This is a genomic window from Sinorhizobium fredii NGR234 (genome assembly GCF_000018545.1).
Taxonomy (GTDB): domain Bacteria; phylum Pseudomonadota; class Alphaproteobacteria; order Rhizobiales; family Rhizobiaceae; genus Sinorhizobium; species Sinorhizobium fredii_A.
On record NC_012586.1, the window covers coordinates 1131895 to 1143923 of the forward strand.

13 protein-coding genes are annotated in these 12029 nt (G+C 63.2%); 6 read left to right on the forward strand and 7 right to left on the reverse strand.

The genetic code is table 11. The features are described 5' to 3' along the window. Positions 1 to 80: 80 nt before the first annotated feature. From NGR_RS05570 to NGR_RS05590, 5 genes are all read right to left on the reverse strand, one after another. Positions 81 to 1190, reverse strand: a complete 1110-nt coding sequence (locus tag NGR_RS05570) for a sulfate/molybdate ABC transporter ATP-binding protein (RefSeq protein ID WP_015887267.1) — start codon at positions 1188 to 1190, stop codon at positions 81 to 83. A 15-nt stretch (positions 1191 to 1205) separates the two neighbouring features. Further along, positions 1206 to 2093: a sulfate ABC transporter permease subunit CysW gene (gene cysW / locus NGR_RS05575; RefSeq protein WP_015887268.1), complete on the reverse strand. Its 888-nt coding sequence runs from the start codon at positions 2091 to 2093 to the stop codon at positions 1206 to 1208. Then, on the reverse strand, positions 2083 to 2940 hold the full coding sequence (gene cysT / locus NGR_RS05580) for a sulfate ABC transporter permease subunit CysT (protein ID WP_015887269.1): 858 nt from the start codon (positions 2938 to 2940) through the stop codon (positions 2083 to 2085). Before cysT ends, cysW begins: the two co-directional genes overlap by 11 nt. A gap of 6 nt (positions 2941 to 2946) precedes the next feature. After that, on the reverse strand, positions 2947 to 3972 hold the full coding sequence (locus NGR_RS05585; RefSeq protein ID WP_015887270.1) for a sulfate ABC transporter substrate-binding protein: 1026 nt from the start codon (positions 3970 to 3972) through the stop codon (positions 2947 to 2949). 302 nt (positions 3973 to 4274) lie between these two features. Next, positions 4275 to 5333 carry a D-TA family PLP-dependent enzyme gene (locus NGR_RS05590; protein ID WP_015887271.1) on the reverse strand — a complete coding sequence of 353 codons (1059 nt, stop codon included), beginning with the start codon at positions 5331 to 5333 and terminating at the stop codon, positions 4275 to 4277. Positions 5334 to 5494: 161 nt separating this feature from the next. Here NGR_RS05590 and NGR_RS05595 point away from each other — a divergent pair, with 161 nt between their 5' ends. From NGR_RS05595 to NGR_RS05620, 6 genes are all read left to right on the forward strand, one after another. After that, positions 5495 to 6337 (forward strand): transporter substrate-binding domain-containing protein, encoded by an 843-nt coding sequence (locus NGR_RS05595; RefSeq protein ID WP_164923903.1) that lies wholly within the window; start codon positions 5495 to 5497, stop codon positions 6335 to 6337. Positions 6338 to 6407: 70 nt separating this feature from the next. Then, positions 6408 to 7070, forward strand: a complete 663-nt coding sequence (locus tag NGR_RS05600) for an amino acid ABC transporter permease (RefSeq protein WP_164923906.1) — start codon at positions 6408 to 6410, stop codon at positions 7068 to 7070. A 5-nt stretch (positions 7071 to 7075) separates the two neighbouring features. Beyond that, positions 7076 to 7735 (forward strand): amino acid ABC transporter permease, encoded by a 660-nt coding sequence (locus NGR_RS05605; protein ID WP_015887274.1) that lies wholly within the window; start codon positions 7076 to 7078, stop codon positions 7733 to 7735. A gap of 15 nt (positions 7736 to 7750) precedes the next feature. Further along, positions 7751 to 8518: an amino acid ABC transporter ATP-binding protein gene (locus NGR_RS05610; protein WP_015887275.1), complete on the forward strand. Its 768-nt coding sequence runs from the start codon at positions 7751 to 7753 to the stop codon at positions 8516 to 8518. Between the two features lie 33 nt (positions 8519 to 8551). Further along, the gene (locus NGR_RS05615; RefSeq protein ID WP_015887276.1) at positions 8552 to 8935 is read left to right on the forward strand and encodes a RidA family protein; all 384 of its coding nucleotides are present in this window, start codon (positions 8552 to 8554) and stop codon (positions 8933 to 8935) included. A 51-nt stretch (positions 8936 to 8986) separates the two neighbouring features. Continuing rightward, entirely contained in the window at positions 8987 to 9799 is an 813-nt protein-coding gene (locus tag NGR_RS05620) for an IclR family transcriptional regulator (RefSeq protein ID WP_015887277.1), read from the forward strand. 215 nt (positions 9800 to 10014) lie between these two features. Here the strand turns inward: NGR_RS05620 and NGR_RS05625 are convergent, their stop codons facing one another. Both NGR_RS05625 and NGR_RS05630 read right to left on the reverse strand, forming a co-directional pair. After that, on the reverse strand, positions 10015 to 11097 hold the full coding sequence (locus NGR_RS05625) for an ABC transporter ATP-binding protein (RefSeq protein WP_015887278.1): 1083 nt from the start codon (positions 11095 to 11097) through the stop codon (positions 10015 to 10017). Next, positions 11094 to 12029 (reverse strand): carbohydrate kinase family protein, encoded by a 936-nt coding sequence (locus NGR_RS05630; protein WP_015887279.1) that lies wholly within the window; start codon positions 12027 to 12029, stop codon positions 11094 to 11096. Before NGR_RS05630 ends, NGR_RS05625 begins: the two co-directional genes overlap by 4 nt.

Sequence of the window (12029 nt, forward strand, 5' to 3'; positions counted from 1 at the left end):
GAACAGCCGGGAGAACGGCATCGGCCTTCGATCCCGGCCAGGACTGTCGCTTTGATAGAACAGCACGCCGACGATGCCGGTCAGGTGCCGGTGCGCGCCAGTTGGCTCGCTGGTTCTTCCACGGGTTGCGGGGCGGCTGCAATGTCGCCTTCCTTGCGGAAAAGCTTCCATTTGGTCGGGCGGAAAGCGACACGGGTGTGGTCGGTCGAGGAAGCGCGTTCCGGCGGCAGCTCGATCTCGACCGGCGGATGGTTCCTGCCGAGGTCGATCTCGAGGTGACGGGTGCCGGCGACCCGCCGGCTCGCCGTCACGAGGCCGGCGAGACAGCCGCCGCAACCGTCGATGAGCTCAATGTCGTGCGGGCGGAAATAGAGGGTTGCCGCCCCGTCCGGCTCGTTGGCGGCGCGCAGGCCGATCGGCCGGTCCTCGAACCAGATTTCGCCGCTTGAAAGCGTGACGTTGATGCAATTCGACTGGCCGATGAAGCCATAGACGAAGGGTGAGACCGGGTGGTCGTAGATGTCGTCGGGCGTGCCGACCTGCTCGATCGCCCCCTTGCTCATCACCACGACTCGGTCGGCGAGCTCTAGGGCCTCCTCCTGGTCGTGGGTGACGAAGACCGTCGTGTGGCCGGTGCGGTCGTGGATTTCCCTCAGCCACTTGCGCAGTTCCTTGCGCACCTGCGCGTCGAGCGCGCCGAAGGGTTCGTCGAGCAGCAGCACGTTCGGTTCCACTGCCATGGCACGCGCCAGCGCCACGCGCTGGCGCTGGCCGCCGGAAAGCTGTGCCGGGTAGCGCTTTTCGAGGCCGGAAAGCTGCACCAGTTCGAGGAGATCGAGAGCCCGGCGGCGGATTTCGGCGGCCGGCGGCCGGCGGCTGGATGGTCGTACCTTCAGCCCGAAGGAAACGTTGTCGAGCACGGTCATGTGCCGAAAGAGCGCATAGTGCTGGAAGACGAAGCCGATATTTCGCTGCTGCACGCTCTTTCTCGAGGCGTCCTCGGCGCCGAAGAAGATCATTCCGTCGGTCGGGCTTTCGAGCCCGGCGATCAGCCTGAGCAGTGTCGTCTTGCCCGAGCCGGAGGGGCCGAGCAGCGCGATCAACTCGCCGGACCGGATGTCGAGCGAGACGTCGTCGAGCGCCGGAAAGCGGCCGAATTCCTTGCGTATGTTCTGGACGCGGACTTCCATGGATGTATGGACCTTTCAATGCCTACGGCTGGCAGCGATCTCGTCGCTGTAACGAAGTTCAAGCGCCGTCTTCAGGACGAGCGTCACCAGCGCCAGAAGCGCAAGGACTGCCGCCACCGCGAATGCGGCGACGAAATTGTACTCATTATAGAGGATTTCGACCTGCAGGGGCATCGTGTTCGTTTGGCCACGAATGTGACCGGAAACCACCGACACGGCACCGAACTCGCCCATCGCCCGGGCGTTGCAGAGCAGCACGCCGTAGAGCAGGCCCCATTTGATGTTCGGCAGCGTCACATGCCAGAAGGTCTGCCAGCCGGTCGCCCCGAGCGACAGCGCCGCTTCCTCGTCGCTCGTTCCCTGCTCCTGCATCAGCGGGATGAGTTCGCGGGCGACGAAGGGGAAGGTCACGAAGACGGTGGCGAGCACAAGGCCCGGCACGGCGAAGAGAATCTGGATGCCGTGCTTCTGCAGGAAGGGGCCGAGGGCGCTGTTCGCGCCGAAGAGCAGGACGAAGACGAGACCGGAGATCACCGGCGATACGGAGAAGGGCAGGTCTATCAGGGTCGTCAGGAACGCCTTGCCCTTGAACTCGAACTTGGCGATGGCCCAGGCGGCCGCCACACCGAAAACCAGGTTCAGCGGAACGGAAATTGCGGCGACGATGAGCGTCAGGCGGATGGCCGAGAAGGTCTCGGGATCGCGAAGCGCCGTCGCGAACTCGGCCGGCCCCTTGCGAAACGCTTCGATGAAGACGGTCGCGAGCGGCAAGAGCAGGAAGAGGGCAACGAAACCGAGCGCTACGGCGATCAGCGTCAGGCGCGCGACCCGCGTTTCCGAGGTTGCCGCTTTCACGAATTTGGATGGCGCCGCCGACGGCGCCGAGCTGGTGTCAAGCGCCATTGCTGTATCTCCGCCTGCTCCAGGCCTGGATCGAGTTGATGACGAGCAGCATGATGAAGGAGAGGAACAGCATCACGGTGGCGATTGCGGTCGCAGCCGGATAGTTGAACTCTTCCAGACGGATGATGATCAGCAGCGGTGCGATCTCCGAGACATAGGGCAGATTGCCGGCGATGAAGATCACCGACCCGTACTCGCCGACGCCGCGGGCAAAGGCCAGCGCAAAGCCGGTCAGGCCGGCTGGAAGCAGGCCCGGCAGCAGGACCCGGCTGATCGTCTGGTAGCGGTTGGCGCCGAGCGTTGCGGCCGCCTCTTCGACTTCCTTGTCGATTTCCTCCATGACCGGTTGAACCGTACGCACGACGAAGGGGAGGCCGACGAAGACGAGCGCTATGACGATGCCGGCCGGCGTGAAGGCGATCTTGATGCCGAGCGGTTCGAGGAGCGAACCGATCCAGCCGTTCGGCGCATAGAGCGCCGTCAGGGCAATGCCGGCCACCGCCGTCGGCAAGGCGAAAGGCAGATCGACCATGGCGTCGATCACCCGCTTTCCCGGGAAGCGATAACGCACCAGCACCCAGGCGAGGACGACGCCGAAGAACAGGTTGACGACTGCGGCGATGAAGGCCGTGCCGAAGCTGATCGTCAACGCGTTGACGGTCCGCTCGTCAAGAACCAGGGCCATGAAATTGGACCAGCCGAGGCCGCTTGAGCGCCAGATCAGGCCGGAGAGCGGAATGAGAACGATGAGGGTAAGCCATGTCAGTGTGACGCCGAGCGCCAATCCGAAACCCGGAATGACACTCGGCTGCCGAAACCGCCATCGCGTGCTGCTGCGAAGGGCCATATGTTGTTATTGTCCCGGCTTGTAGATCTGGTCGAAAACCCCACCATCGGCGAAGAACTTCGGCTGAGCTTCCTTCCAACCGCCGAATTCGTCAATAGTGACCAGTTTGAGATCGGCGAAGCGAGCCGTGTCCTTCGGATCGGCAAGCTCCGGCTTGAACGGCCGGTAGTAGTGCTTGGCGGCGAGCTTCTGGCCGGCATCGCTGTAGAGATAGGCGAGATAGGCTTCGGCCGCCTTGCGGGTACCCTTGGCATCGACATTGCCGTCGACAAGCGCCACCGGCGGTTCGGCCTTGATCGAAATCGACGGCGTGACGATCTCGAAATTGTCGGGGCCGAGTTCCTCGAGCGAGAGATAGGCTTCGTTTTCCCAGGCGAGGAGCACGTCGCCGAGGCCGCGCTGGACGAAGGTGGTGGTTGCGCCGCGCGCGCCGGTATCGAGGACCGGAACGTGCTTGAAGAGTTGCGTCACATATTCCTGTGCCTTGGCATCGTCGCCGCCATTGGCAGCCCGCGCCCAGGCCCAGGCAGCGAGGAAGTTCCAGCGGGCGCCGCCTGAGGTCTTCGGGTTCGGGGTGATCACCTGGATGCCTTCCTTGGTGAGATCGCCCCAGTCCTTGACGCCCTTCGGGTTGCCCTTGCGAACCAGGAAGACGATCGTCGAGGTATAGGGCGCGCTGTTGTTTTCGAGACGGGCCTTCCAATCGGCCGGAATCTTGCCGGTCGCCTTGGCGATCGCGTCGATATCGGCTTCAAGCGCCAGCGTCACCACATCGGCTTCGAGGCCGTCGATTACCGATCGGGCCTGCTTGCCCGAGCCGCCATGCGAGGTCTGGATGGTGACGGTTTCACCTGTGTCGGCCTTCCATTTTTCCGCAAAGGCAGCGTTGAAGTCCTTGTAGAGTTCCCGTGTCGGATCATAGGACACGTTCAGAAGTGTGGTATCTGCGGCAGCAAGGCCGATCGAGCCGAGCTGCAGGCTTCCGACCAAAAATGCTAGTTTCACTATTCCGGCAAGTTTCTTCGAACTCATGTCGACCTCCATCCTTTGCCAGATAAAACTATCAATTTAATCGACTATCTCAACGCAAACATATGACGCCAGCGAGCGGATTCGGGAAATGTCGTATCCTTGTTCAAGCATTTTCCGAAATTCCTTGCCCGCTGCGGGACTCAAGCCTCCAATCGAGACGGCGGGAGAATAGCCCATTCTTGGGGCCGCGCTAATATAACTGTATTTGCCGCATCTTGCGATTGCGGTGGAACGAGATCGGCTCGCCGACCGCCGCCGTGGCGACGTCACGCGCGCCTCGAGCCTCAGGAGATTTGGAGCGGTTAAAGGACGTGGCCGCGCGCAACGACACTCCACTCAGCCTTCGGCTCGCCTCCTTCGATGACATGGACGGCATCGACCATGTTGGTCACCACACAGGCGTGGTTCGGAACGACGCGAAGCTGTTCGCCGACCTTCAAACCGATAGGCCCGTCCGAGACAAGCCGGCCATGTTCTTCGGAAAGCTGGTCGATGCGGATGTCGTCGCGGCCGAGCACATGGCCATAGCCCGACAAGCCGAGGAGATCGGAGGTCAATATCTTGCTGCCGGCATCGATGATCGCCCGGTTGGGCGCCGGGACGGAAACGACCGTCGCAAGCACGGTGAGCGCGCAGTCGTCCCAAGTCGCGACGCCGCGGGCGACGAGGGAGCGATCGTTGTAGATATAGGTGCCCGGACGGTACTCGGTCGCAACCGGCGCCTCGGCCGCCTGCATCATGCTCGGCGTACCGCCGGATGTGACGGTGGGCACCTGCAACCCATCCGCCTCGATCAGCCGCCTTGCCTCGCTCATGAAGGACTGCACCCGTGCGGCGGCGCCGACGGGCGGATAGGTCATCAAACCGCCGAACCGCAATCCGGCTGCCTCGACAATGCGCCGGGCGAGGGCAGCCGCCTCGTCTGGGGTCGCGACCCCGCAGCGGTCGGCGCCCGTGTTGCACTCGACGAGCACGGTGAGCGGCTTCTGCGCGCCAGAAAAATAGTCCGACAATCCGTCGACGACAGCCGCGTTGTCCGCCACGACGCTGAGGGTTAGCCGCTCGTTCAACCTCGCCAAGCGCGCGAGCTTTGCTTCTCCGAGGATGTTGTAGGTGATCAGCACGTCCTTGATCCGCGCGCTGCCGTCAACCATGGCCTCCGCCTCGGACACTTTCTGGCACGTTATGCCGACAGCGCCTGCTTCGAGCTGCAATTCGGCCATCTGCGGCAGCTTGTGCGTCTTGATGTGCGGACGCACGCGGATGCCGTGGCGATCCGCATAGGCCTGGAAGGCACGGACGTTGCGGCGGGCAATGTCGAGATCGACGAGCACGGCGGGCGTTTCGATCGGCAGGTTCATAGGGCTCGGCTCCTCCCACGAGAATTCACGGACGGCGAATCTCGCCGATGCCGCTTGACAATTTATGACGCGAGGCATTTGATAGGTCAATCCGGTATTGAGGACGCATGTCCAATATAACGGACAACAATCCGCCGGGAACGAAAAAGGGGAGATCTCCGATGATCAAGACAATCACTATCGCTGCGAGCCTCGCAGTCGCCGCGCTCGCCGCCATGCCCGCGCAAGCGCAGCAGCCTTCCAGCAAGCTCGATGAGGTTCTGGCGCGCGGCCACCTCATCCTCGGTACCGGCAGCACCAATGCGCCGTGGCACTTCAAGAGCGCCGAGGACAAATTGCAGGGTTTCGACGTCGACATGGGCCGCATCATTGCCAAGGCGCTGTTCGGCGATCCGGACAAGATCGAATACGTCAACCAGTCGTCGGACGCCCGCATTCCGAACATCACCACCGACAAGGTCGACCTCACCTGCCAGTTCATGACGGTCACCGGCGAACGCGCCCAGCAGATCGCCTTCACCATTCCCTATTATCGCGAGGGCGTCGGGCTCATGATGAAGGCCGACGGCAAATATGCCGACTACGCGGCGCTGAAGGCGGCCGGCTCGTCGGTGACCATATCGGTGCTGCAGAACGTCTATGCGGAAGACATGGTCCATGCCGCCCTTCCCGAGGCGACGGTCGACCAGTATGAGTCCGTGGACCTGATCTATCAGGCGCTCGAATCCGGCCGCGCCGATGCGGCGGCAACCGACCAGTCGTCGCTTGCCTGGTACATGACCCAGAACCCGGGTCGCTACAAGGATGCCGGCTACGGCTGGAACCCGCAGACTTACGCCTGCGGCGTCAAGCGCGGCGACCAGGATTGGCTGAACTTCGTCAACACGGCGCTGCACGAAGCGATGACCGGCGTCGAGTTCGACTTTTACGCCAAGTCGTTCAAGACCTGGTTCGGCAAGGACCTCACACCGCCGCAGATCGGTTTCCCGGTCGAGTACAAGTAAGCCCTTTGTCATCGGCGGCTCCGTCTACCGGCGGGGCTGCCTTGACTGATGCATAGCAATGGCTGCGCCCATGACCTATTCGTTGAATTTCGCGGCTGTCTGGCGCTCGTTCGACCTGCTTCTGCAGGGGCTGGCGCTCAGCCTTGGCCTCGCGATCGTGGCGATCCTCGCCGGTTGCGTGATCGGGCTGGTCACCGCCTTCGGCCTCGTTTCCAAGAGCTCCGTCTTGCGCAAACCGGCCGGTCTCTACGTGACGATCATCCGTAACACGCCAATTCTGGTTCTCGTGCTCTTCAGCTATTTCGCCCTTCCGGAACTCGGCGTCCGGCTCGGCAAGATCGAGAGCTTCGTGCTGACGCTGGCGATCTATTCCGGCGCCTATCTTGCCGAAGTGTTCCGCGGCGGTCTCATCGCCGTGCCGCCGGGGCAGCGCGAGGCGGGCCTGGCAATCGGCCTCACCGAGATGCAGATCCGTACCTCGATCATCATTCCGCTGATGCTGCGCAACGTCCTGCCTTCGCTGGGCAGCACGATGATCTCGCTCTTCAAGGACACCTCGCTTGCCGCGGCGATCGCCGTGCCGGAGCTAACCTTCGAGGCGCGCAAGATCAATGTCGAGACCTTCCGCGTCATCGAGACCTGGATCGTCGCAAGCTGCCTTTACGTCGCAACCTGTTCGCTCTTGGCCGCGCTGATGCGCGCCGTCGAGCGCCGGCTCGCGGTTCCGAGGTGATCGCCATGGATTTCGGTTTTCTCGATCAGCTCTGGGTCGCCCGTGTTCCGCTCCTCAAGGGGCTTGGCGTGTCGATCTCGATCTCGCTCCTCTCGATCGTCGTCGGCACGGTTCTCGGCGTCTTCGTCGGCCTGGCGCTCACCTACGGCTACAGGCCGGTGAAGTGGCTGGTGCGCGGCTATACGGACTTCATCCGCGGCACGCCGGTGCTCGTCCTGGTTCTCGCCAGCTACTATGTGCTCAGCACCGTCGGCATCGATCTCGGGCCGTTCCAGGCGGGAATCCTGGCCCTCGCCGTCTTCTGCAGCTCGCATGTCGGCGAACTGGTGCGCGGTGCGCTGCAGTCGATCCCCAAGGGCCAGACCGAGGCCGCCAAGGCGATCGGGCTGACCTTCCCGCAGACCTTCGCCTATGTGCTCGGGCCGCAGGCGCTGCGCCAGGCGCTGCCGGCCTGGGTCAACACGGCCGCCGAGATGGTCAAGGCGTCGACACTGCTGTCGATCATCGGCGTCGGCGAGTTGCTGCTGCGCACCCAGGAGGTGATCTCCCGCACCTTCATGAGCCTCGAATTCTATTTCTTCGCGGGCTTCCTCTATTTCGTCATCAATTACGGCATCGAGCGCTTCGGCCGCTACGTCGAGCGCAAGACCGCCGTTCCATCGTGAGGCCCCGGAAATCCGATGACCAATCTTCTTGAAATCCGCGATCTCCATAAGCGCTACGGCACGGTCGAGGTGCTGAAGGGCGTCGATTGCTCGATGCGCCAGGGCGAGGTGATCAGCATCATCGGCTCCAGCGGCTCCGGCAAGACGACGATGCTCCGCTGCATCAACATGCTGGAAGAATTCCAGGGCGGCACGATCGCGATCGACGGCCAGGAAATCGGCTACGAGACCGCTGGCGGCGTGCGCCGCCGCAAGCCGGAGCGGGAGATCGCCCGGCAGCGGGCGCTGACCGGCATGGCCTTCCAGCAGTTCAACCTGTTCCCGCACATGACCGCCGCCGCCAACGTCATGCTTGGCCTCGTCAAGGTGAAGAAGATGAACCGCGACGAGGCAAGAGTGCTGGCCGAAAAATGGCTCGACCGTGTCGGGCTGCTTTCCCGCAAGGACCATTTTCCCGGCCAGCTTTCCGGCGGCCAGCAGCAGCGCGTCGCGATCGCCCGCGCCATCGCCATGAACCCGAAGCTGATGCTCTTCGACGAGGTGACCTCGGCGCTCGACCCGGAACTCGTCAACGAAGTGCTGCAGGTGATCAAGGCGCTAGCCGAGGACGGCATGAGCATGCTCATCGTCACCCACGAAATGCGCTTTGCCTACGAGGTCTCGTCGCGGGTGATCTTCATGAACCAGGGGCGGATCGGCGAGGAGGGCAATCCGCGCGAGATGTTCCTGAAGCCGAAGACCGAACGGCTGGCGGAATTCCTGAAAACCTCGGCGTTCAACTGATCAACAAGTGCAATAAAAGAAGTGGAGTGACGTGTGACGATCAAGCGTTATGGAACGGGCGAAACCGGTGCCGGCAAGCAACCGCTGCCTTTTGCGCGCGCCGTCGAGGCAAACGGCTGGCTCTATGTTTCCGGTCAGGTCGCCATGGAGAAGGGCGAGATCGTCGGCGGCGGCATCGTCGCCGAGAGCCGCAAGGCGATCGAGAACATGATCGCCATCCTGGATGAGGCCGGCTACGGCTTGGAAGACGTGGTGCGGGTCGGCGTCTGGCTCGATGATCCGCGCGACTTCTGGACTTTCAACGGCGTCTATGCGGAATATTTCGGCAAGAACCCGCCGGCCCGCGCCTGCGTGCAATCGCGCATGATGGTCGACTGCAAGGTGGAAGTTGACTGCGTCGCCTACAAGGCTAAATGAGGTGAACCGGGTGCGCTTCAAGCGCGCCCGACCAAGACAATCGAGGGCGCGATGGCGGAGGCCGAAGACACGATCAATCGCAGGGCACGGGGTCTCGACCGGGCGTTCGAGATCCTCGATTTCCTGCGCCTGCAGCGTCAGCCGCTCCGCCCGAACGAAATCGCCCAGGGGATCGGCGCGCCGCGTTCGTCGGTCTATGAGCTGGTCAACCTGCTCCTCCGCCAGGGCATCATCGAATACCACGGCGACGACGGTCGGGTTTTCCTCGGCCGCAAGCTCTATTTCCTCGGCGCGGCCTATGCGGAACAGTTCGACCTGATGCGCGAGAGCGAGCATCTGCTCGCCAGGGTCGCCGAGGAGACGCGCGAAACGGCGCAGATGTGCCAGCTCGAGGGCAACAAATACGCCGTCGTGCTGATGAACGAGGGCAGCCGCCCGTTCCGCATTTCTACCAATATCGGCGATCCGGTCGCCATTCCGTGGACCGCCTCCGGACGCCTTCTCGTCGACCACATGAGCGACGCGGAAATCCTGGCCTTCATCCCCGAAGAGGATTTCGTGCTGCCGAACGGCAAGCGCCTCGATCCGGCCGAGTTCATCTCTCAGGTGCGTGAGGCCAAGAAGGACGGCTATTTCACCTTCAACAGCATCGTCGACAGCTTCACGCATTGCTTCGCCGTGCCGGTCTATGACGCGGACGAAATCTGCATCGCCACCCTCTGCTTGGTCGCGCCGAAAGAGGACGGTCTGCGCAACCGCGACGCCTATCTTCAGGTGCTGGTCGATGCGGCGGGCGAATTGTCCGAGAAGCTTGGCTATCGCCACGACCGGGCGCCATCGGCGCGGGCTATCGCGAGCCGCTAGGGCAAGGCCCGTTTCGGTTGAATCGCCGCTGCGGGCAAAGGGGGGTATCACACCCGACGTTCGCCGTTCCAACCTGACCTGGTTCCGCTCTGCTGCACGACTACATCAGAACCGGTTTAAGCATGCAGCAATTCGCAGTGCTACGACCTTTGCGCGTCTAATCGGACGCGCGGCGGTGTAGACGCGGAGAGGCGTAAGCGACACGCAAGAAGGCTTCACGCCATCCGAAGGGAAAGACCGCTTTCCGGATCGAAAAGGTGCAGCGCGGCTTCGTCGAAAGAGAAGGCCTGCGTCGATCCGGGTTCAAGCGATGTTCGTGGTGGCAGGCAGGCGGTGATGCGCTGTTCGCCGATCCTGGCGGTGATGACCAGTTCCGGACCCGTCAATTCCATGACTTCGACGATGGCTGTAAGGCGACCGCCCGTTGCATCGTCGCCCGCGAGCCGGAGCGCTTCCGGTCGAATACCCACCTTGACGCGGCGCCCGGTCGTGCCGTTTGGGAAAGCTCCGCCCAGGGGAAGAGTATTCTCGGATCCCAGAATCCTCAGGCCGCTTCCGGTCCCTTCGGCATCGAGGATGTTCATCGGCGGCGAACCGACGAAGCCGGCGACATACAGCGTCGCGGGCCGATCGTAGATTTCCGCCGGCGTGCCGAGTTGTTCGATGCGGCCGTCGCGCATCACGGCGATGCGGGTGGCGAGCGTCATTGCTTCGATCTGGTCATGGGTCACGTAGACGACCGTCGTCTTCAGCATCTGGTGGAGGCGCTTCAACTCGGTTCGCATCTCCATGCGCAGCTTGGCGTCGAGGTTCGACAGCGGCTCGTCGAATAGGAAGACCTGGGGTTCACGCACCAGCGCCCGGCCGATGGCGACCCGCTGGCGCTGCCCGCCGGAAAGCTGGCTCGGCTTGCGGTCGAGCAGGTTCTCGATCTGCAGCAGCCTTGCGGTGTCGCGCACCGCCTTCTCGCGTTCGGCCGCCGGCACCTTGCGCATTTCGAGGCCGAAGCCGATGTTGCGGGCGACGCTCATGTTCGGATAGAGCGCATAGGACTGGAACACCATGGCGATGTCGCGGTCCTTGGGATGAGCGCCGAGGATCGAGCGCTCGCCGATCAGGATGTCGCCGCCGCTCGGCTCGGCGAGCCCGGCGATGATGTTCAGAAGTGTGGACTTGCCACAGCCGGAGGAGCCGAGGAGCACCAGGAACTCGCCGCTTTCCAGCGCGATGTCGATGCTCTTCAGCGTCTCCACATCGCCGTAGCGCTTCCGGATGTTGCGGATTTCGAGTGCGCTCATTGGCCGGTTTCCTCGAGGAGGGCCGAAAGTGGTTTGCCGTAGCTGCGCGGCAAGGTGGAGATCGCTTCGGAGGCGACTGTGACGCCGGTTCGAAGGCAGGCCTCCAGCGGCATCTCGGCCGCGAGCGCCGCCAGGAAGCCGGCATTGAAGACGTCGCCGGCGCCGATCGTATCGATGACAGCAACGCGTGGCGCGGTAACGGAGTAATCGCGACCGTCCCGGCCGATGGCGAGCGCTCCATCGGGGCCGCGCTTGACGACCACGATCGCGTCGACGGGCATCTCGGCCTTGAGACTCCGCGCCGCTTCAAACGGATCGAACTGGCCGGTCAGAGTGGTTGTTTCCACTTCATTGAAAAGCGCACAGTGGCAGCGCTTCAGCCAGCGGATGGTCCTTTGCTTATTGGCCTCCGTCCAGCCATCGAGTGGCCAGCCGGTATCCAGCGCAATGGCGATGTCGTGCGCATCCGCCCAATCGAAGAGCTCGTCATAGGCAAGCGTCAGCGCATCGGTCAGGAAGGATCCGGAGAGCAGGACGAGCCCGCCACGAAGGCGGCTTCCGTCGAGCATCGCGCGCACCTCGTCGAAGCTGAAGAGCGGCAGGTGGCCGCGGGTGGTGAAGAAGGTGCGCTCGCCGTCCGGATGGGTGATGCCGACGGAAAGCGTCGAGCCGACGGCCTCGACCGGCCAGTGGCGCGACTTTTCGCCGAGAGCCTCCTTCAGCCACGTCCCGAACTGGTCGTTGCCGACATTGGCGGCGATCTCGTAGCCGACGCCGAGCGACTCCCAGGCGAGCGCGCTGTTGCCGGCGCAGCCGCCGACGCGCAGCTCGTCATGATCGACGATGATTTCCGTTCCGGCCTTCGGCCAGGGTTCGGCCGGGCCGAGGATGAGATCGACATTGACGTTGCCGATGACGGCCAGTGGACGCAT

What these genes read in the sequence shown, in the direction of transcription:
- NGR_RS05620 (WP_015887277.1), top strand. Translation starts at nt 8,987, where the DNA reads ATGGCGGAGGCCGAAGACACGATCAATCGCAGGGCACGGGGTCTCGAC.
- NGR_RS05600 (WP_164923906.1), top strand. Translation starts at nt 6,408, where the DNA reads ATGACCTATTCGTTGAATTTCGCGGCTGTCTGGCGCTCGTTCGACCTG.
- NGR_RS05625 (WP_015887278.1), bottom strand. Translation starts at nt 11,097, where the DNA reads ATGAGCGCACTCGAAATCCGCAACATCCGGAAGCGCTACGGCGATGTG.
- NGR_RS05590 (WP_015887271.1), bottom strand. Translation starts at nt 5,333, where the DNA reads ATGAACCTGCCGATCGAAACGCCCGCCGTGCTCGTCGATCTCGACATT.
- NGR_RS05610 (WP_015887275.1), top strand. Translation starts at nt 7,751, where the DNA reads ATGACCAATCTTCTTGAAATCCGCGATCTCCATAAGCGCTACGGCACG.
- NGR_RS05570 (WP_015887267.1), bottom strand. Translation starts at nt 1,190, where the DNA reads ATGGAAGTCCGCGTCCAGAACATACGCAAGGAATTCGGCCGCTTTCCG.
- NGR_RS05595 (WP_164923903.1), top strand. Translation starts at nt 5,495, where the DNA reads ATGATCAAGACAATCACTATCGCTGCGAGCCTCGCAGTCGCCGCGCTC.
- cysW (WP_015887268.1), bottom strand. Translation starts at nt 2,093, where the DNA reads ATGGCGCTTGACACCAGCTCGGCGCCGTCGGCGGCGCCATCCAAATTC.
- NGR_RS05630 (WP_015887279.1), bottom strand. Translation starts at nt 12,029, where the DNA reads ATGCGTCCACTGGCCGTCATCGGCAACGTCAATGTCGATCTCATCCTC.
- cysT (WP_015887269.1), bottom strand. Translation starts at nt 2,940, where the DNA reads ATGGCCCTTCGCAGCAGCACGCGATGGCGGTTTCGGCAGCCGAGTGTC.
- NGR_RS05585 (WP_015887270.1), bottom strand. Translation starts at nt 3,972, where the DNA reads ATGAGTTCGAAGAAACTTGCCGGAATAGTGAAACTAGCATTTTTGGTC.
- NGR_RS05605 (WP_015887274.1), top strand. Translation starts at nt 7,076, where the DNA reads ATGGATTTCGGTTTTCTCGATCAGCTCTGGGTCGCCCGTGTTCCGCTC.